The following is a 17870-nucleotide window of genomic DNA, read 5'->3' on the forward strand; positions in this document are numbered from 1 at the left end:
GGGAAAGTGCCCTCTACCTGCTACAACTTTGGTGGGCGCGGAGGGTTTCGAACCCCCGACCGCTGGTGTGTAAAACCAGAGCTCTACCACTGAGCTACACGCCCGCATCGTCGGCGGCCGAAGCCGCCGACGTCGCATCAGGACTCTAGCGCGGCCAGCGCTCTCACCCAAGCTCCCTGGTCACGGGGCTCTCCGGGCTGGTTCTCTTCCGCGAATTGCACGATGCCGCCCTTGTCGATGACGAACGTGCCGCGATTCGCGAAACCGAACTTCTCGTTGAACACCCCGTACGCCTGAGCGACTTCACCGTGCGGCCAGAAGTCGGACAGCAACGGGAAGAGGTACCCCTGCTCGGCCGCCCAGATCTTGTGCGTGGGCGACGGCCCGACCGACACCGCGAGGATCGCGGTGTCGTCGTTGTCGAAGGTCGGCAGGTCGTCGCGCACGGCGCACAACTCGCCCTGGCACACCCCGGTGAACGCGAGGGGGTAGAAGATCAGCAGGACGTTCTTCTTTCCCCGGTAATCCGCGAGGGAGACTTCCTGGTTGTTCTGATCTTTGAGGGTGAAGTCGGGCGCCTCGGTGCCCACTGCGATCGCCATGCGGTACTGGTCCTTCGTTCGGGGAGAGCCGGTCAGCGACGCGGACGGCCGGTCTTCGGCTGCACGAGACGGCTGCCGATCCAGTCCCCGAGGTTGGCCGCCGAGGTCTGGGTCAACCCGGCGGTGGTGGCGGATTCGGCGATCTCACTGGGCTCCACGTGGTCGACGCGGCCGTTCTTCGGGGTGAGAACCCAGACGACACCGTCGTCGGCGAGCGGGCTGACGGCATCCATCAAGGTGTCCACCAGGTCGCCGTCGCTCTCGCGCCACCACAGCAGCACGACATCGACGACTTCGTCGGACTCCTCGTCGAGGAGCTCGGTTCCGGTGACCTCTTCGATCGCCGACCTCAGCTCGTCGTCGGTGTCCTCGTCCCACCCGAGTTCCTGCACCACATGGTCGTGAGTGATACCGAGCTTGGAAACGTAGTTCTTGGCATCCGCCGCGGCGACCACGGTGGCTCCTCCTAAAAGTAGTGGTGCGCGAATCGCTTCGGCGTACCGGTGTGTGACGATCAATGGTCAAAGCGAACATGGTCGGGAGGCTCAACGCAACCCGAATCGCTGGGAAAGGGCAATAATCTTTCCCCGGACGCTACGCCGTCCCCCGTCGCAGACCCCAGGTGCGGTGTCGGAGCACACACGCTCGGAGGTCCCGATCAGGGGGCATCTCGCCTCTTCCGCCACGAGATGGGGGAGAATGAGACGAGCATCATGTTCAGATGTCGATTGGGCCGGCCCCCACAAGAGCCGACCTTCTGAATGGGCGCCCCACCTGCGCGCCCTACCACGATGAGGAGCAGACGTTGACAGACCTGATCCACGGACCCGACTCGCAAAAGGACGCCGCACAAGGCTCCGCGGGAAAGGGCCCCTCGAATGAAACGGCATCGACCAAGGACAACCGTGTCCGGGTCATCCGCGAGGGCGTGGCTTCCTACCTGCCCGACATCGATCCGGCAGAAACCGACGAATGGCTCGAATCGTTCGACGGAATGCTCGAAGCCGCGGGTCCGACCCGCGCCCGTTACCTGCTGCTCCGCATGCTCGAGCGCGCGAACGAGCGCAAGGTGTCGCTCCCGGCGTTGACGTCCACCGACTACGTCAACACCATCCCCACCGAGAACGAACCGTGGTTCCCCGGTGACGAAGAGGTCGAGCGCCGCTTCCGCGCCTACATCCGCTGGAACGCCGCGATCATGGTCACCCGGGCGCAGCGCCCCGGAGTCGGTGTCGGCGGCCACATCTCGACATACGCGTCGTCTGCTGCGCTCTACGAGGTCGGCTTCAACCACTTCTTCCGCGGCAAGGACCATCCCGGCGGCGGCGACCAGGTCTTCATCCAGGGCCACGCCTCCCCCGGCATCTACGCCCGCGCATACCTCGAGGGCCGTATCCCGGCCGAGCAACTCGACGGGTTCCGTCAGGAACACAGCCACGCCTCGAAGGGCGGCGGTCTGCCGTCGTACCCGCACCCCCGCCTGCTTCCGAACTTCTGGGAATTCCCCACCGTGTCGATGGGTCTCGGACCCATGAACGCCATCTACCAGGCCCGGTTCAACCATTACCTGGCCGACCGCGGAATCAAGGACACCTCCGATCAGCACGTGTGGGCGTTCCTCGGCGACGGTGAGATGGACGAACCGGAGTCACGCGGTCTTACTCACGTCGCGGCGACCGAAGGCCTCGACAACCTCACGTTCGTGATCAACTGCAACCTGCAGCGTCTCGACGGCCCGGTCCGCGGCAACGGCAAGATCATTCAGGAACTCGAGTCGTTCTTCCGCGGCGCCGGTTGGAACGTCATCAAGGTCGTCTGGGGCCGCGAGTGGGATTCCCTGCTCCACGCCGACAAGGACGGCGCCCTCGTCAACCTCATGAACGTCACGCCGGACGGCGACTACCAGACGTACAAGGCAAACGACGGCGCGTTCGTGCGCGAACACTTCTTCGGCCGCGACCCCCGCACCAAGGAACTGGTCAAGAATCTCAGCGACCAGCAGATCTGGAACCTCAAGCGCGGTGGCCACGACTACCGCAAGATCCACGCCGCCTACCGCGCGGCGTTGGACCACAAGGGCCAGCCCACGGTGATCCTTGCCCACACCATCAAGGGCTACACGCTGGGTAAGCACTTCGAGGGCCGCAACGCGACCCACCAGATGAAGAAGCTCACCCTCGAGGATCTCAAGTACTTCCGCGACCTTCAGCGCATCCCGATCTCCGACGCGGAGCTCGAGAAGAACCCGAAGATGCCGCCGTACTACCACCCCGGATTCGACGCCCCCGAGATCGAGTACATGCTCGAGCGCCGCCGCGCGCTGGGCGGTTTCGTCCCGGAGCGGCGCACCGCCGCCAAGCCCCTCGCGCTTCCCCCGGAGAAGACGTACGACGTGGTCCGCAAGGGGTCGGGCAAGCAGGAAGTGGCCACCACCATGGCCACGGTGCGCGTGCTGAAGGAACTGTTGCGCGACAAGGAGATCGGCAAGCGCATCGTGCCGATCATCCCCGACGAGGCCCGCACGTTCGGCATGGACTCGTGGTTCCCGTCGTTGAAGATCTACAACCGCAACGGCCAGCTCTACACGTCCGTCGACGCGGAACTGATGCTCGCCTACAAGGAGAGCGCCGCCGGCCAGATCCTGCACGAGGGCATCAACGAGGCGGGTTCGGTCGCGTCGTTCACGGCTGTCGGCACGTCCTACGCCACGCACGGCGAGCCGATGATCCCCGTCTACATCTTCTATTCGATGTTCGGGTTCCAGCGCACCGGCGACGGTCTGTGGGCCGCGGCCGACCAGATGGCACGTGGATTCCTGCTCGGCGCGACCGCCGGTCGCACCACCCTGACCGGTGAGGGTCTGCAGCACGCCGACGGGCACTCGCTGCTCCTGGCGTCGAGCAACCCTGCCGCTGTGACGTACGACCCCGCGTTCTCCTACGAGATCGCGCACATCTTCCGCGACGGTCTGCGCCGGATGTACGGCGGCACCGAGGGCGAAGACGGGTTCGGCGGTGAGAACGTTTTCTACTACATCACCGTGTACAACGAGCCGTACGCACAGCCCGCCGAACCCGAGGACCTCGATGTCGAGGGTCTCCTCAAGGGCCTGTACCTGTACAAGCGCGGTCCGCAGTCGGGGCCGAAGGCGCAGATCCTCACCTCCGGCGTCATCATGCCCGAGGCCTTGCGCGCTCAGGAGATGCTCGAAGAGGAGTGGGGTGTGTCCACGGACGTGTGGTCGGTGACGTCGTGGGGCGAGCTTCGCCGCGACGGCGTCGAGTGCGACCGCCAGGCGCTGCTCGATCCGGGCAAGGAGCCGAAGGTCCCGTACGTCGCATCCGTGCTCAACGACGCCGCCGGACCGTTCGTCGCCGTGTCCGACTGGATGCGTGCCGTGCCCGATCAGATCCGCAAGTGGGTTCCGGGCGACTACACCGTCCTCGGCGCCGACGGGTTCGGGTTCTCCGACACCCGCCCCGCCGCACGTCGGGTCTTCAATATCGATGCCGAGTCCACGGTGGTCGCGGTGCTCGAGGCGCTCGGCCGCGAGGGCACGATCGATCGTGCACGCGCGGTCGAGGCGGCGAAGAAGTACCGGATCGACGACGTGACGGCCGCACCGGAACAGACCTCGGACCCGGGCGTCGCCTGACTCACCCCGTCACGTGCGGTTCGGCCGCGGTGACCGAGTGACAGCCGGGTAGGTTCGTTGCATGGTCGACGAGCCCGCATCAGGTCGCAGAGCGCGGGTACCGGGCGCCCCACCGGGGCGTCCGGTACCTCCTGCCCCGCCCGACCGCGCACCCCTGCCCGACGCGTTGCTTCGCCGCGTCAAACAGTTCTCGGGGCGTATGTCCACCGAAGCCGTGCACGTCCTGCAGGAGCAACTGCCCTTCTTCTCCGACCTCGATGCCTCACAGCGCGCGACGGTTCAGCTGGTGATCCAGACGTCGGTGGTGGACTTCCTCGAGTGGGTGCGCAACCCCGACAACGATCCGAGATTCAGCCTCGACGCGTTCCAGATGATCCCGCAGGATCTGGCGAACCGGCTGACACTTCTCCAGACGGTCGACATGGTGCGGGCGGCCATGGAGTTCTTCGAGCAGTGGCTGCCCGCACTGGCCCGCAACGAGGAGCAACTCGTCGCGCTCACCGAAGCCATCCTTCGGTACGGCCGCGAACTGGGGTTCGCGGCTGCGGCGGTCTATGCGACCGCCGCCGAGTCGCGCGGCGCGTGGGACACCCGGCTCGAAGCCCTGGTGGTCGATGCCGTGGTCCGCGGTGACACCGGTGCCGACATGCAGTCGCGTGCCGCGACCCTCAACTGGGACGCGACGGCACCCGCGACGGTCGTGGTGGGCACGCCACCGCCCGAAGAGGGCGTGTCGGTGGTGACGACGGTCCACGCGATCGCCCAGCGACACGGGCGCGCCGCCTTGGCTGTCGTGCAGGGCGAACGCCTGGTGATGGTCGTCAGCGGCGATCTGCACGGCGCCACCGAGGCGGCGGGCTTCCTCGACGAACTGATGCAGGCCTTCTCCGACGATCCCGTGGTGATCGGTCCGACGACTGCCACTCTCGGCGCGGCGCACGTCTCGGCGGTCGAGGCGCTCGCGGGGATGGAGGCCGTCGGTGGCTGGCCGGGGGCGCCCCGGCCGGTGCATGCGGCGGAACTGCTCCCGGAACGGGCTCTGCTCGGAGATCCGGCTGCGATCGTCGCTCTCGACGACTACATCGTTGCCCCTCTCGCGGCGGCGGGATCGTCGCTCTCCGACACTCTCGACGCGTATCTCGACAGCGGCGGGGCGGTCGAGTCGTGCGCCAGGAAGCTGTTTGTTCATCCAAATACCGTCCGGTATCGACTCAAGCGGATCACAGAAGTCACCGGGCGGGATCCCACAAATCCACGCGATGCGTACGTGTTGCGAATCGCGGCCACGGTGGGTCGTCTGGCTCGAGTTCATAACGAACTGAAATCTCCAGCCCCACCGGTCACACGGTTCACGATCCGCGAATCGGACATGTAACACGGCCAGTTGCTCGGTCGATAGCGGACTACGAGGTGGGAATTTGTAAGAACCCTACAAATCCTGGCGCGACCTTTCATTCCCACCGACATCTCGCGAGGGTGCTTAAAGGGTGTTCGCTGATCCTCGTGATTGCGCTGCTTGCCCCCGGCCAGGGGTCCCAAACACCCGGCATGCTTGCTCCGTGGCTGGAGCAGGCCGGTGCCCCCGACCGCATCGCGCTGTGGTCGAAGGCCTCCGGTCTCGACCTGGCGCGCCTCGGCACCACCGCCACCGCAGACGAGATCACCGATACCTCTGTTACCCAGCCGCTCGTCGTGGCAACCGCACTTCTTGCTTTCGAAGAACTCGAGCGCCTGGGTCTGGTCCCCGCCGACGTGATCGTCGCCGGCCACTCGGTCGGCGAGTTGGCCGCCGCCGCGATGGCGGGAGTCATCAGCACCGACGATGCCGTGAGCCTGGCCGCGATCCGCGGCCGGGAAATGGCGAAGGCATGTGCCCTCGAACCCACCGGCATGTCCGCGGTCCTCGGCGGTGCCGAGGACGAGGTGCTCGCGCGCCTCGAAGAACTCGACCTGACGCCCGCCAACATGAACGCGGCCGGTCAGATCGTCGCGGCCGGACGCCTCGACGCACTCGAGGCACTCGCAGCGGACGCACCCGCCAAAGCTCGCGTGCGTGCCCTGCCGGTCGCGGGCGCTTTCCACACCCGGTTCATGGCTCCCGCGCAGGATGCGGTTGCCGCTGCCGCGGCGAAGATCGCCCCGAGCGATCCCACCCGCACCCTGCTGTCCAACTTCGACGGTGCACCGGTCACCTCGGGCGCCGAGGCGCTCGAGCGGCTCGCTGCGCAGGTCACTCGCCCCGTGCGGTGGGACCTGTGCACTGCACACCTGCGTTCCGCCCAGGTTTCCACCGTGGTGGAGCTTCCCCCCGCCGGCACGCTCGTGGGTATCGCCAAGCGCGAAATGCGCGGCACGCCCACCGCGGCCCTCAAAACACCCGCGGACATCTCCGCTCTGGCCGAAACACTCGAACTCGGTTAGGTTGCTGCGCGCGCATCGTCGCGCAGCACGGGCACATCCCGGGAATGTTCCCGGGCCCGGCCGGAAACATTCGGCCGGTTTCACACGACATAGTCGGTACATCACGAAGGGAGCCACGACGTGGCCACTCAGGAAGAAATCATCGCCGGTCTCGCGGAGATCATCGAAGAAGTTACCGGCATCGAGCCCTCCGAGGTGACCGTCGACAAGTCCTTCGTCGACGACCTCGACATCGACTCGCTGTCCATGGTCGAGATCGCCGTCCAGACCGAGGACAAGTACGGCGTGAAGATCCCCGACGAGGATCTCGCCAGCCTGCGCACCGTCGGTGACGCCGTGAACTACATCCAGAAGCTCGAGGCCGAGGGCGTTCAGGCCACGAACGACAACGAGTGAGCTCAACCGTGACTTCCCCGTCTCCTCGGACGTTGCGCAACGTCGTCGTCACGAGCCTCGCGGCTTCGACGTCGATCGCCGACGATGTGGATTCCAGCTGGAAGGCACTGCTGGCCGGTGAGAGCGGGATCGGCGTGCTCGACGGCTTCGTCGACGAATACGACCTTCCGGTGCGTATCGGCGGCAAGCTGAAGGTGAGCCCCGACGAGTCGCTGAGCCGGGTCGAGATCCGGCGGATGAGCTTCGCGGAGCGCCTCGCGCTCATTCTCGGGCGCACGGTGTGGGAGAACGCCGGAAGCCCGGAGGTCGACAAGGACCGGCTCGCCGTTGTCATCGGCACCGGCCTCGGCGGCGGCGAGACGCTCATCGACGCGGTCGACAAGCTGCGCAGCGGCGGATACCGCAAGGTGTCGCCGTTCGCAGTGCAGATGATCATGCCGAACGGACCGGCCGCCACGGTGGGCCTCGAGCTCGGCGCCCGCGCCGGTGTCATCACGCCGGTCTCGGCGTGCTCGTCCGGCTCCGAAGCGATTGCCAACGCGTTCCGCATGATCTCGCAGGGCGACGCCGACATCGCCGTCACCGGCGGTGTCGAGAGTCAGCTCGAGGCCGTCGGTCTCGCCAGCTTCGCCATGATGCGGGCGTTGAGCACTCGCAACGACGATCCTCAGGGTGCGTCGCGGCCGTTCGACAAGGACCGGGACGGATTCGTCTTCGGCGAAGCCGGAGCGTTGATGGTCCTCGAATCCGAAGAACACGCCAAGGCGCGCGGGGCGACGATCCACGCGCGGATCCTCGGCGCGGGTATCACTTCCGACGGGTACCACATCGTGGCACCGCATCCGGAAGGCACCGGTGCTGCCCGCGCGATGACGCGGGCGATCGAAAGTGCCGGCCTCACCAAGGCCGACATCGGGCACGTCAACGCCCACGCGACGGCCACTCCGATCGGCGACATCGCCGAGGCGAGGGCAATCAACGCCGCAGTAGGCACGCACGCAGCGATCTACGCCCCGAAGTCCGCACTCGGACATTCGATCGGCGCAGTCGGTGCACTCGAAGCAGTACTCACGGTCCTGAGCCTGCGTGACGGAGCCATTCCGCCCACGCTGAATCTCGAAAACCAGGATCCAGAGATCGACCTCGACGTGGTCAAGGGCGAAGCCCGCTACGGACAGATCGATTTCGCGCTGAACAACTCGTTCGGTTTCGGTGGGCACAACGTGGCACTCGCGTTCGGTCGGGCCTGACCCGACACGCTTGTCCCACCGTTGCGGTGGGGGCTCCCCGGAGCCTCCACCGCGGCCCACCACCACCGCGCTCGACCGAGGAGCACTCGATGACCATCCTGGATCCGGCTAAACAACGCGGCCTCGCGGCGGATCCGCGCGATCCCCAGCGCCGACTCGAAGAACTCTTCGACGCCGGCAGCACGGAATTGCTCCATCCCCGCGACAAGTCGGGTGTTCTCGCCGCACTCGGATGCATCGACGGTGTACGCACGGTCGCCTACTGCTCCGACGCGACGGTCATGGGCGGCGCAATGGGCGTCGAGGGCTGCCGGCACATCGTCGCGGCCATCGACACCGCCCTCGAACTCGAAGCCCCTGTCATCGGGCTCTTCCACTCCGGTGGAGCCCGCCTCGCGGAGGGCGTCGAAGCCCTGCACGCCGTCGGCCTCGTCTTCGAGGCGATGGTGCGCGCATCGGGCACCATTCCCCAGATTTCCGTCGTCCTCGGGTTCGCCGCGGGCGGAGCGGCCTACGGTCCCGCTCTCACCGACATCGTGATCATGGCGCCCGAAGGACGTGTGTTCGTCACCGGACCGGACGTGGTGCGCAGCGTGACCGGCGAGCAGGTGGACATGGAGTCCCTCGGCGGACCCGATACCCACTACAAGAAGTCGGGCGTCGCCCACATCGCCGCCCACGACGAGGCCGACGCACTGCATCGCGCGCGGCGCCTGGTGTCGATGCTCGTCGAGCAGGGCGAATTCGACGTCGCGGGCGCCGCCCTCGGTGACACCGATCTGCGTGCGCTGATGCCCGAATCACCGCGTCGCGCCTACGACGTGCGGCCGATCGTCCACGAACTACTCGACAACGTCGAAGGCGATTCCAGCTTCGAGGAACTGCAGGGCGGATGGGCCCGCAGCATCGTCACCGGCTTCGGCCGTCTCGGCGGCCGTACCGTCGGCGTCATCGCCAACAATCCGCTCCGTCTCGGCGGGTGCCTGAACTCCGAGAGCGCCGAGAAGGCCGCACGTTTCGTACGCCTGTGCAACGCCTTCGGAGTTCCGCTCGTGGTACTCGTCGACGTGCCCGGTTACCTTCCCGGGGTCAGCCAGGAATGGGAAGGCGTCGTGCGCCGAGGCGCGAAGTTGCTCCACGCGTTCGCCGAAGCCCGCGTTCCGCGCGTGACTCTCGTGACCCGCAAGATCTACGGGGGCGCATACATCGCGATGAACTCGCGCGCACTCGGGGCTACCGCGGTGTTCGCATGGCCGGAGTCCGAGGTCGCCGTGATGGGCGCCAAGGCTGCCGTGGGCATCCTGCACAAGCGCGCGCTCGCCGCCGCACCGGAAGATGAGCGGGAAGCCCTCCACGATCGGCTCGCGTCCGAGCACGAGGCCATCGCCGGCGGTGTCGGCCGGGCCATTTCGATCGGCGTGGTCGACGAGATGATCGACCCCGCCCGGACCCGCAGCACTCTCGCGGCCGCACTGGCAGCAGCACCTGCGACGCGCGGGCGCCACAAGAACATTCCGCTGTAAGGGGCTGAACTCCCTTACGACTCCGGCGCCGCCACCTTTCGAAAGGTGGCGGCGCCGGAGTCGTGAGGAGGGTGTCCGCGCGTGACGCCGGTCGTTCGGTGCCGGTTCGTGCGGGGCGCGTCGGGTGGCTCAGCCGACGTCGCGCCGGAGCCACGTCACTTCGGCACCCTCGTAGCCGCTGCGGTACGGCTCGAGTTCTTCGTCCCATGCCGTGCCGAGGGCGCGATGGATGTCGGCTGCGGTGTCCGAGGAGGCAAGCATGGCGCGTAGCCGCATCTCACCGATGACGACGTCACCGTTGGCGCTGGTGCAGCCCCGCCAGAGTCCCAGCCGCGGCACGTAGCTGTAGCGCTCGCCGTCGACGCCCTCGCTGGGGTCCTCGGTGATCTCGAAGCGCAGCATCGGCCAGACGAGCAGAGCGTCCGCGAGGCGGCCGGCGGTACCGACCGGACCGACCCAGTCGACGGAGGTCCGCAGGACACCCACGTCGGCGGGCTGACCCGTCCAGGTCAGTTCCGGGCGACTGTTCAGCGTGGCAGCCAGCGCCCATTCGATATGTGGACAGACCGCGGCGGGCGAAGAGTGGATGTAGATCACTCCGTTTGTCGCATCCGCGAACTGATTGGATACGCGCATACAAACACCTCCGATTCGACGAGGACGTCTTCCCCAACGACCTCTGCCCGGAATGTGTCTCCATGCGGCGTGGTAACAAGTGTGCGCCTGTTGCCGGTGTTTCGCCAGGAAACGAAAGAGGTTTATGTGATTTCGGTGATGACGGCGTCACTCAGTGCAGGCCAGAGCGGTTTTGCCCAGTCTCCGAAGTCCCTATCGGTAAGTACCACACATGCGGCGTCGAATTCGGGATCTACCCAGAGAAATGTTCCCGATTGGCCGAAATGCCCGAATGTTCGGGTGGAATTTCTGGTTCCGGTCCAATGCGGATTCTTCTCGCCACGGATTTCGAATCCCAGACCCCAGTCGTTGGGCTTGAACATTCCGTAACCGGGGACCAATCCGTTCAAGCCGGGAAACTGCACCCCGGTCGCCTCCGCGAACAGTCCTTCGGAGACCAGCGTGGGAGTGAGCAACTCCCCCGCGAACACGGCGAGGTCGGCCGCGGACGAGCGAGCACCGTGACCCGCCGGCCCGGGAAGGCTCGAATCGCTCATCCCGAGAGGCTCGAACACGGCCTGCGCCAAGTACTCCGGAAACTCGATGTCGGTCTCGGTGCTGATCAGCTCGGCGAGCATCTCGAATCCGGCGCTCGAATAGATCCGCTTGGTTCCCGGCTCCGCCGCGACGGTGCGGTCACCGAACGCGAGACCCGACGCGTGGGCGAGGAGATGCCGCACCGTCGCTCCGGGTGGCCCCGCGGGCTGATCGAGTTCGATCGCGCCCTCCTCGATCGCCACGAGGGCCGCATACGCGACGAGGGGCTTGGTCACCGAAGCGAGCGGATAGACCGCTGCCTGATCTCCCCTCGACGCGACGACGCCGCCGCTGCGTGTGACGACAGCGGCGGCGGCGTGTTCGACGGGCCATTCCGAGATCAATTCCAGACTGCGCACCGACCCAGGGTACGAGATGCCGGTCGGCGCAGGGTCACCAGTCGGCTTCGGTGTAGCGGATCACGCCGCGGATGTTCTTGCCGTCGAGCATGTCCCGGTAACCGTCGTTGATCTGTTCGAGCGTGTAGGTGCGGGTCACCATGTCGGCCAGGTTGAGCTGACCGGACTTGTAGAGGTCGAGCAACTGGGGGATGTCGACGCGGGCGTTGCAGCCACCGAAGATGTTGCCCTTGAGGTCCTTCTGCAGCATGGAGAACAGGAACGAGTTCAGCTTGACGTCCATGTCCGACATGAAGCCCATGGCCGTGATGACACACTTGCCGCCCTTCGCGGTGAGCGTCAGCGCCGGGTCAACCAGGTCACCCTTCATCTCGCCGACGGTGATGATCGTTTCCTGGCACATACGCCCCCAGGTGACCTCCATGATCGGCACGATCGCTTCCTCGATCGACGCATAGGTATGCGTCGCACCGAACTTCATGGCCTGCTCACGCTTCCACGGCACCGGATCGATCGCGAAGACGTAGCGGGCACCGGACGCCACCGCGCCCTGCAGCGCGCTCATACCTACGCCGCCGACACCGATGATCGCGACCGAATCGCCCGGCTTGACGTCGGCGATGTGCGTAGCCGAACCCCAGCCGGTCGGGACGCCGCAACCCACGAGGGCGGCGAGCTCGAACGGCACGTCCTTGTCGATCTTGACGATCTGGCTCTGATTCACGGTCATGTACGGGGAGAACGTCCCGAGCAGGCACATCGGGATGACGTTCTGGCCGCGCGCCTGGATCCGGTAGCTCCCGTCGGAGATCGCCTGACCGCTCAGGAGTCCGGCGCCCAGATCGCACAGGTTCGAATGTCCGCTCGCACACGACGGGCACCGTCCACACGCCGGAATGAAGGACAGCACGACGTGGTCGCCGACCTCGAAACCGACGACTCCGTCGCCGACCTTCGTGATGACGCCGGATCCCTCATGGCCGCCCATGACCGGGAAGGACGGCATGGGCGTTGCGCCGGTGACGATGTGGTGGTCGGAGTGGCACATGCCGGCGGCTTCCATGCGGATCTGGACTTCACCCGCCACAGGATCGCCGAGTTCGATCTCCTCTACCGACCACGCCTCGTCGAGCCCCCACAGCACTGCACCCTTGGTCTTCATCTGACGTCCTCCATCGCATTGCAAGTTGTGCACGTGACGATAGCCACATTTCGCAGAAATTGGAACAGGTTCTACAAAAGGTTTCACGGTGCCTGCCAGCGCAGTCGCACCGACTCCCGAGAGCGTCGGATATGTTCCTCTCATTGTGAAGAATGCGATTTCCGTCTAGCGTAATTGCCATGGCCGTAGCGCTCGGGAAACCGGGTGGCGGCACCGACAACGGAGGATGACCTATGACGACGAAGGCGCTCGCGCCCGACGTTTCGACCTGGCCCGCGGAGAACCCCCAGCTCATCGGCAGCCATTGCGACGACTGCGCCGCTACCACCTGGCCCCGTCAACCGCGGTGCCCGCGGTGCAGCGGTGCGAATGTGTCGGATCCGCTTCTCCCGCGGCACGGAACCCTGGTTGCCTGGACGACACAGGGATTCGTCCCGAAGCAGCCCTACGCCGGCAACGAGGCCGCCGCGACTTTCACGCCGTTCACATTCGGCCTGATTCAGCTCGGCGATGTCGTGCGCGTCGAAGCCCGGCTCACCGAAGCGGATCCCGCCCGGCTGCAGCCCGGCATGGAGCTCGAACTCACCTTCGTTCCGTTCTACGTCGACGAGGACGGGACGGAAATCTTCACATGGGCCTTCGAGCCGATCTGACCAGCACACACCCGATCGAGGAGTTCTTGAAACTATGAACGACGTTGCCATCATCGGTGTGGGCCTGCACCCGTTCGGCAGATTCGGCACCAAGTCGGCCATCGAGATGGCGGCCGACGCGATCCAGCTCGCACTCGAAGATTCAGGTGTTGCCTGGAAAGACATCCAGTTCGGTATCGGCGGCAGCTACGAGGTGGACAACACCGACGCCGTCACCCGGCTGGTGGGCCTGACCGGCATCTCCTTCACCAACGTATTCAATGCGTGCGCTACCTCCGCCAGTGCGATCGAACAGACCGCGGATGGCATCCGGTCCGGGAAGTACGACATCGGCATCGCCGTCGGCACCGACAAGCACCCGCGCGGTGCATTCACCGCCGACCCCGCCATGCTCGGCCTGCCGGCGTGGTACGCCGAGAACGGTCAGTTCGTCACCACCAAGTTCTTCGGCATGAAGGCCAACCGGTACACCCTCGAGCACAACATCTCGCACGAGACGCTCGCCCGGGTCGCCGCCAAGAACTACCGCAACGGCGGCCTCAACCCGAAGGCGTTCCGTCGCACCGAATTCAGCATCGAGGAGATCCTCGACTCGCCCATGCTGAACTACCCGCTCACCGCCAAGATGTTCTGTGCTCCCGACGAAGGCGCTGCGGCCGTCATCATGTGCCGCGGCGATCTCGCATCGAAGTACACGGAGAACAAGCCGGTGTACCTGCGCTCCACCGCGATTCGCACCCGCACGTACGGTGCCTACGAAGTGCACGCGACGTGGGCAGCGGTGGATGAGGACGTCTCTCCGACCGTGTACGCCGCGAAGGCCGCGTACGAGGCGGCCGGCATCGGACCAGAGGACGTCGACGTCGCCCAGTTGCAGGACACCGACGCCGGCGCGGAGGTCATCCACATGGCCGAGACAGGCCTGTGCGCCGACGGCGACCAGGAGAAGCTGATCGCCGAGGGTGCCACCGAAATCGGCGGGTCGTTGCCGGTCAACACCGACGGCGGGCTCATCGCCAACGGCGAGCCGATCGGCGCCTCCGGCATCCGCCAGGTGCACGAACTCGTGCTCCAGTTGCGCGGCCAGGCGGGCGATCGTCAGGTACCCGGTGAGCCGAAGGTCGGACTCGCCCAGGTCTACGGAGCACCCGGAACGGCCGCCGCGTCGATCCTGTCCCTCTGATCGATCGCGCTACGTAACCGCCCGCTGTTCGCAGCCGGAAAGGGAAGGGAGGCGGCGCCGCCACAGCGGCGCCGCCTCCTTTTTCGTTGCTCGGAGCCCGTGCGGCTTATTCGGGTAGTCGGTCGAGGCGCAGTTGCGCGCCCACCGCCCGGTGGTCCGATCCCGGCACGCTCGCGGGTGTGTCAGTTTCCAGATTGCGTTACCGCAGTTCAGAGGTAGGCGCGCAGAGAGACGGGGCCGGCATTTCTGAGGATTCCGACAAGTTCGTGAGAATCTCTGACTGACACGAACTTGGAACGCAGCAGGCCTACGCACTGCACCACTGAAAAGTTCGCGGGAACCTACACCTTTGTAGGTGTTGAGATGCAGCGAAAATGTCACCCGATCTCTGTCAAAGTAATCCGGTCGATCCGGCTTCTGACAGCTGGGCGAGGCAGGTTGTGATCGCCTGGAACCGACGGTCTTCTACAGGCTCATTGGGCCGTGGTCATGCGAAGCTGGGGTCGTGTTCGTACCTGAGGTGAACTACCTGAAAGTCTGGACGTTTCCGATCGCCGGGCCGGATGCACCGGACGACGCTCCTGCGAACCTCGTCGGTGCGTGTCATGCCGTGGGGCGAGATCTGCAGTGCCGCTGGCACGGACCTGACACCTATGTGCAGAACTGCCTGTGGACGGTGTCGTTGGTCGAGGACGGTTACTGCCACCTGAGGCTCGAAGCCGGTCCGCGGCCTCGGCACAAGACTGCGGGAACCACGACACTGAAGAGCATGGGATTCGGGGGTCCGCACATCAAGCAATCCCTGCAGGAGTTGACCGTACTGATCGCCGGCGAGGTGCAAGATCAGTTGGCTTGCGGGATGCCTTTCGTGCAGTGGCCCATCGACGGGCAACGGCTGTTGATGCCGTTTCTTCGAGACGGACGCCCGGTGTGGGTGGCTCCCAGCTTTGATCGCATGATTGCCGAGATCGGCGCGTTGTGCACGCCATAAGTCGTCGGCGTGGGCAGTTCTTTGCCATCGGCCGAGATGAGTGTTGAGTGGGGCGTCGACACAACCAACCCTCGCCCACCCCTCCATGATCGCTACATAGGAGGCGTCCCCGACGACGTCGAGAAATCGCTGAGCCGGACACCGCGGGGAGGGAAGCCCCAACTGTCTCATGCGACAGGATCGGTGCCACCTGAACTGTCAAAACGCTGCCACTTTTTCCTGAAGATCACAATGGGCGGCGCCCACGACCGGACACGTTTCAAGTACGGTCGTTGACGAAGCGGCCGCCACAACCGCCCTCGAGAGAGTCAGAACAAGCAGCCGCCCTAACGAATCCGCCATAAGGCACCTACACGGAACGCACTTGCAGCACGACACAGCAGGGCAGCGGGAGACGTCGCCGCCGAGGCACGCGAACACGCCAGGCCACTCGAGTGTCGTGACGCGACTGCACTCCGTAGTACGAGAGTCAACGAGAGGGTCGACGATGAAGGACCACGTGGTTGAGGCGACGTCGGTGTCGGGTGACGTTCGAGCCGGACGCAACCCAGTCAGCCATCCGGAATTCACCCACCCGAACTTCGTCCGACCCGGAACCTCGGACCGAACTTTTTGTCGGACTGAACATTTTGATGGTGACAGGGACGAACACAACGCCGAGTCGCTCACCCTCCGACTACCGGCGTGTCGTCACTCATAGGGGCCGCTCCAATTCCCCCACCGAGACCGTGGGAGTTGGAGCGGGTACGCCTTCGGCGGGTTCCGTGTCGCCGACATAGAGGGTTCGTGCCCTGATGCCGGGCCGTACCGGACGGGCAGACGGGAATCCCTTGACAGCGGCGCGACCCCGCCGGATCATCATCGAGACACGTCGCCGATAACGGCGACCGCCGACAACATCGGAGTCGTTCCGTGCGCACAGGCATCACTCGAGCAGGGGTCCTCGGAACCGCCGTTGCCACACTTGTTTTCGTAGCCGGGGTTCCTGCTTCCCAATCGGCCCTCGCCACGCCGCTCTACGATTCCTATGTCGCACTCGGGGATTCCTTCACATCCGGTCCGGGGATTCCGCCGCAGGTCTCGGACGAGTGCGGACGATCGAGCAGCAACTATCCGACCCTGGTCGCCGAGGTGCTGAACGTCTCGCGTTTCGTCGACGTGTCGTGTGGCGGAGCGGTGAGTACCGACCTGTCGCAATCGCAGTCGACCTTCCGCGGTGTCGGCGTGCTGCCGCAGTACGACGCGTTGACGCCGGACATCGACCTGGTGACGGTCGGTATCGGCGGGAACGACATCGGCCTGGTCCAGTTGGCGGTGGGGTGTGTCAATCTGCGCCCACCCCCCAACGGGCAGTCCTGTGCAGTGACGAACACCGCCGGTGGTTCCGACCGGGTCGACGCCGCGATCGACGCCTTCGGTCCCCGGTACGGGACGATCGCAGAGGAGATCCGGGATCGTTCCCCGAACGCGAAGATAGTGTTCGTCGGCTATCCCACGGCCATCCGCGACGGCGGCTGTTTTCCCGACCAGCGGATGTGGCCGGACGATGCCACCTATCTCCAGGACAAACTGGACCGGCTGAACGACGCGATGCGCCGGCAGGCGCAGGATGCGGGGGCGGAGTACGTCGACCTGGCGACGTCGACCGTCGGTCACGACTCGTGCGCCGAGCCTGCGGAACGCTGGATGGAGGGCCTGTCCCCGGTCGCCGAGGCGATCCCCCTGCACCCGAACGCCGCCGGGCACCGCAACGCGGCCGACCAGGTGGTGGCCTCACTGCTCGGGTGAGTCCTCCCCGCCGTGCGACCTCTATCCGAGAGACATGTGCACGGCCGCTGCCAGGACGGAAGCGACCGTCTGGCGCATCACGGCCGTGGCACCGTCCACGTCGAGGCCGTACTCGTCGCGCAGTACCGACCAGGACGCCCACGTACTGGCGATTCCGAGTGCCTGGACCGTCTGTGTCCGGCGCGAGGACGGCAGTGGTGCGAGTTCGCGTACGAAGAGTTGTTCGATCTCGTCGGTGACGCGGGCGATGTGCCGCATCCGGTTGGTTCGCAATTCCCGGGAGAACGGCTCCCGTAACCCCGCTGCCCTTGCGTAAGGAGCGATGAACTCGAGCAGCTTCGCGCGCTGAGTACAGAATCTGTCCACCCGCTCGGGAAGGTCGAGATCCGGTGAGACCGGTACGAACATCGCGTCCTGGCGAGCGAGGAGTTCGGCGCCCGTGGTGCCGAACAGCGTTTCCAGATCGTTGAAGTTCGTCCACAGGGCGCGCACCGAGATTCCGGCCTGCTCGGCGATCTGTGCTCCGGTCGGTTTGAGTTCTCCCGCTTCGATCAGCGCGATGTGCGCGTCGATCACGGCGCGTCGGGTGCGCTCCCCGCGTGCGGTCCGGCCGTCCGGGGTGCTGGTCACCACCGCTCCTTCACTTACTTCTTTCGTGTGCTGTGGTGCATTCTG

Annotated in this window: 16 protein-coding genes and 1 tRNA gene; 10 read left to right on the forward strand and 7 right to left on the reverse strand. The window is 65.7% G+C overall.

From position 1 onward, the window contains the following. Positions 1-29: 29 nt before the first annotated feature. The 3 genes from AC0B44_RS18170 to AC0B44_RS18180 form a co-directional block, all read right to left on the reverse strand. A tRNA-Val gene (locus AC0B44_RS18170) sits at positions 30-104 on the reverse strand. A gap of 33 nt (positions 105-137) precedes the next feature. Then, positions 138-602, reverse strand: a complete 465-nt coding sequence (locus AC0B44_RS18175) for a peroxiredoxin (RefSeq protein ID WP_378528927.1) — start codon at positions 600-602, stop codon at positions 138-140. Between the two features lie 32 nt (positions 603-634). Beyond that, complete coding sequence (locus AC0B44_RS18180; protein ID WP_169620248.1) at positions 635-1057, reverse strand: DUF3052 domain-containing protein; 423 nt, start codon at positions 1055-1057, stop codon at positions 635-637. A gap of 350 nt (positions 1058-1407) precedes the next feature. On the opposite strand from AC0B44_RS18180, the gene aceE reads away from it, so the two are divergent. The 6 genes from aceE (at position 1408) to AC0B44_RS18210 (ending at position 9847) form a co-directional block, all read left to right on the forward strand. Further along, positions 1408-4257, forward strand: coding sequence for a pyruvate dehydrogenase (acetyl-transferring), homodimeric type (gene aceE, locus AC0B44_RS18185; protein ID WP_471904210.1), 2850 nt, complete (start codon positions 1408-1410; stop codon positions 4255-4257). 61 nt (positions 4258-4318) lie between these two features. Beyond that, positions 4319-5632, forward strand: a complete 1314-nt coding sequence (locus AC0B44_RS18190; protein WP_471904211.1) for a PucR family transcriptional regulator — start codon at positions 4319-4321, stop codon at positions 5630-5632. Between the two features lie 128 nt (positions 5633-5760). Continuing rightward, entirely contained in the window at positions 5761-6678 is a 918-nt protein-coding gene (locus tag AC0B44_RS18195; RefSeq protein WP_471904212.1) for an ACP S-malonyltransferase, read from the forward strand. Positions 6679-6798: 120 nt separating this feature from the next. Then, the gene (gene acpM, locus AC0B44_RS18200; RefSeq protein WP_072699228.1) at positions 6799-7074 is read left to right on the forward strand and encodes a meromycolate extension acyl carrier protein AcpM; all 276 of its coding nucleotides are present in this window, start codon (positions 6799-6801) and stop codon (positions 7072-7074) included. Positions 7075-7082: 8 nt separating this feature from the next. Then, positions 7083-8324, forward strand: coding sequence for a KasA/KasB family beta-ketoacyl-ACP synthase (locus tag AC0B44_RS18205; protein ID WP_471904213.1), 1242 nt, complete (start codon positions 7083-7085; stop codon positions 8322-8324). 89 nt (positions 8325-8413) lie between these two features. Further along, positions 8414-9847 (forward strand): acyl-CoA carboxylase subunit beta, encoded by a 1434-nt coding sequence (locus AC0B44_RS18210; RefSeq protein WP_471904214.1) that lies wholly within the window; start codon positions 8414-8416, stop codon positions 9845-9847. Positions 9848-9976: 129 nt separating this feature from the next. Here the strand turns inward: AC0B44_RS18210 and AC0B44_RS18215 are convergent, their stop codons facing one another. From AC0B44_RS18215 to AC0B44_RS18225, 3 genes are all read right to left on the reverse strand, one after another. Then, entirely contained in the window at positions 9977-10483 is a 507-nt protein-coding gene (locus AC0B44_RS18215) for a DUF3145 domain-containing protein (RefSeq protein ID WP_471904215.1), read from the reverse strand. A gap of 122 nt (positions 10484-10605) precedes the next feature. Beyond that, positions 10606-11418: a serine hydrolase domain-containing protein gene (locus AC0B44_RS18220; RefSeq protein WP_471904216.1), complete on the reverse strand. Its 813-nt coding sequence runs from the start codon at positions 11416-11418 to the stop codon at positions 10606-10608. A gap of 34 nt (positions 11419-11452) precedes the next feature. Continuing rightward, positions 11453-12580, reverse strand: a complete 1128-nt coding sequence (locus tag AC0B44_RS18225; protein ID WP_471904217.1) for an NDMA-dependent alcohol dehydrogenase — start codon at positions 12578-12580, stop codon at positions 11453-11455. A 233-nt stretch (positions 12581-12813) separates the two neighbouring features. Between AC0B44_RS18225 and AC0B44_RS18230 the strand changes: the two genes are divergently transcribed. The 4 genes from AC0B44_RS18230 (at position 12814) to AC0B44_RS18245 (ending at position 17195) form a co-directional block, all read left to right on the forward strand. Beyond that, positions 12814-13233 carry a Zn-ribbon domain-containing OB-fold protein gene (locus AC0B44_RS18230; RefSeq protein ID WP_471904218.1) on the forward strand — a complete coding sequence of 140 codons (420 nt, stop codon included), beginning with the start codon at positions 12814-12816 and terminating at the stop codon, positions 13231-13233. A gap of 34 nt (positions 13234-13267) precedes the next feature. Next, positions 13268-14416 carry a thiolase family protein gene (locus AC0B44_RS18235; RefSeq protein ID WP_471904219.1) on the forward strand — a complete coding sequence of 383 codons (1149 nt, stop codon included), beginning with the start codon at positions 13268-13270 and terminating at the stop codon, positions 14414-14416. A gap of 505 nt (positions 14417-14921) precedes the next feature. Further along, positions 14922-15407: a hypothetical protein gene (locus AC0B44_RS18240; protein WP_471904220.1), complete on the forward strand. Its 486-nt coding sequence runs from the start codon at positions 14922-14924 to the stop codon at positions 15405-15407. A 912-nt stretch (positions 15408-16319) separates the two neighbouring features. Continuing rightward, positions 16320-17195, forward strand: a complete 876-nt coding sequence (locus tag AC0B44_RS18245; RefSeq protein WP_471904221.1) for an SGNH/GDSL hydrolase family protein — start codon at positions 16320-16322, stop codon at positions 17193-17195. A 21-nt stretch (positions 17196-17216) separates the two neighbouring features. Here the strand turns inward: AC0B44_RS18245 and AC0B44_RS18250 are convergent, their stop codons facing one another. Further along, a complete protein-coding gene (locus tag AC0B44_RS18250; protein ID WP_471904222.1) occupies positions 17217-17825 on the reverse strand; it encodes a TetR/AcrR family transcriptional regulator in 609 nt (202 codons plus the stop codon). Positions 17826-17870 lie beyond the last annotated feature (45 nt).

The sequence above is a fragment of the Rhodococcus sp. NPDC019050 genome (assembly GCF_055664235.1).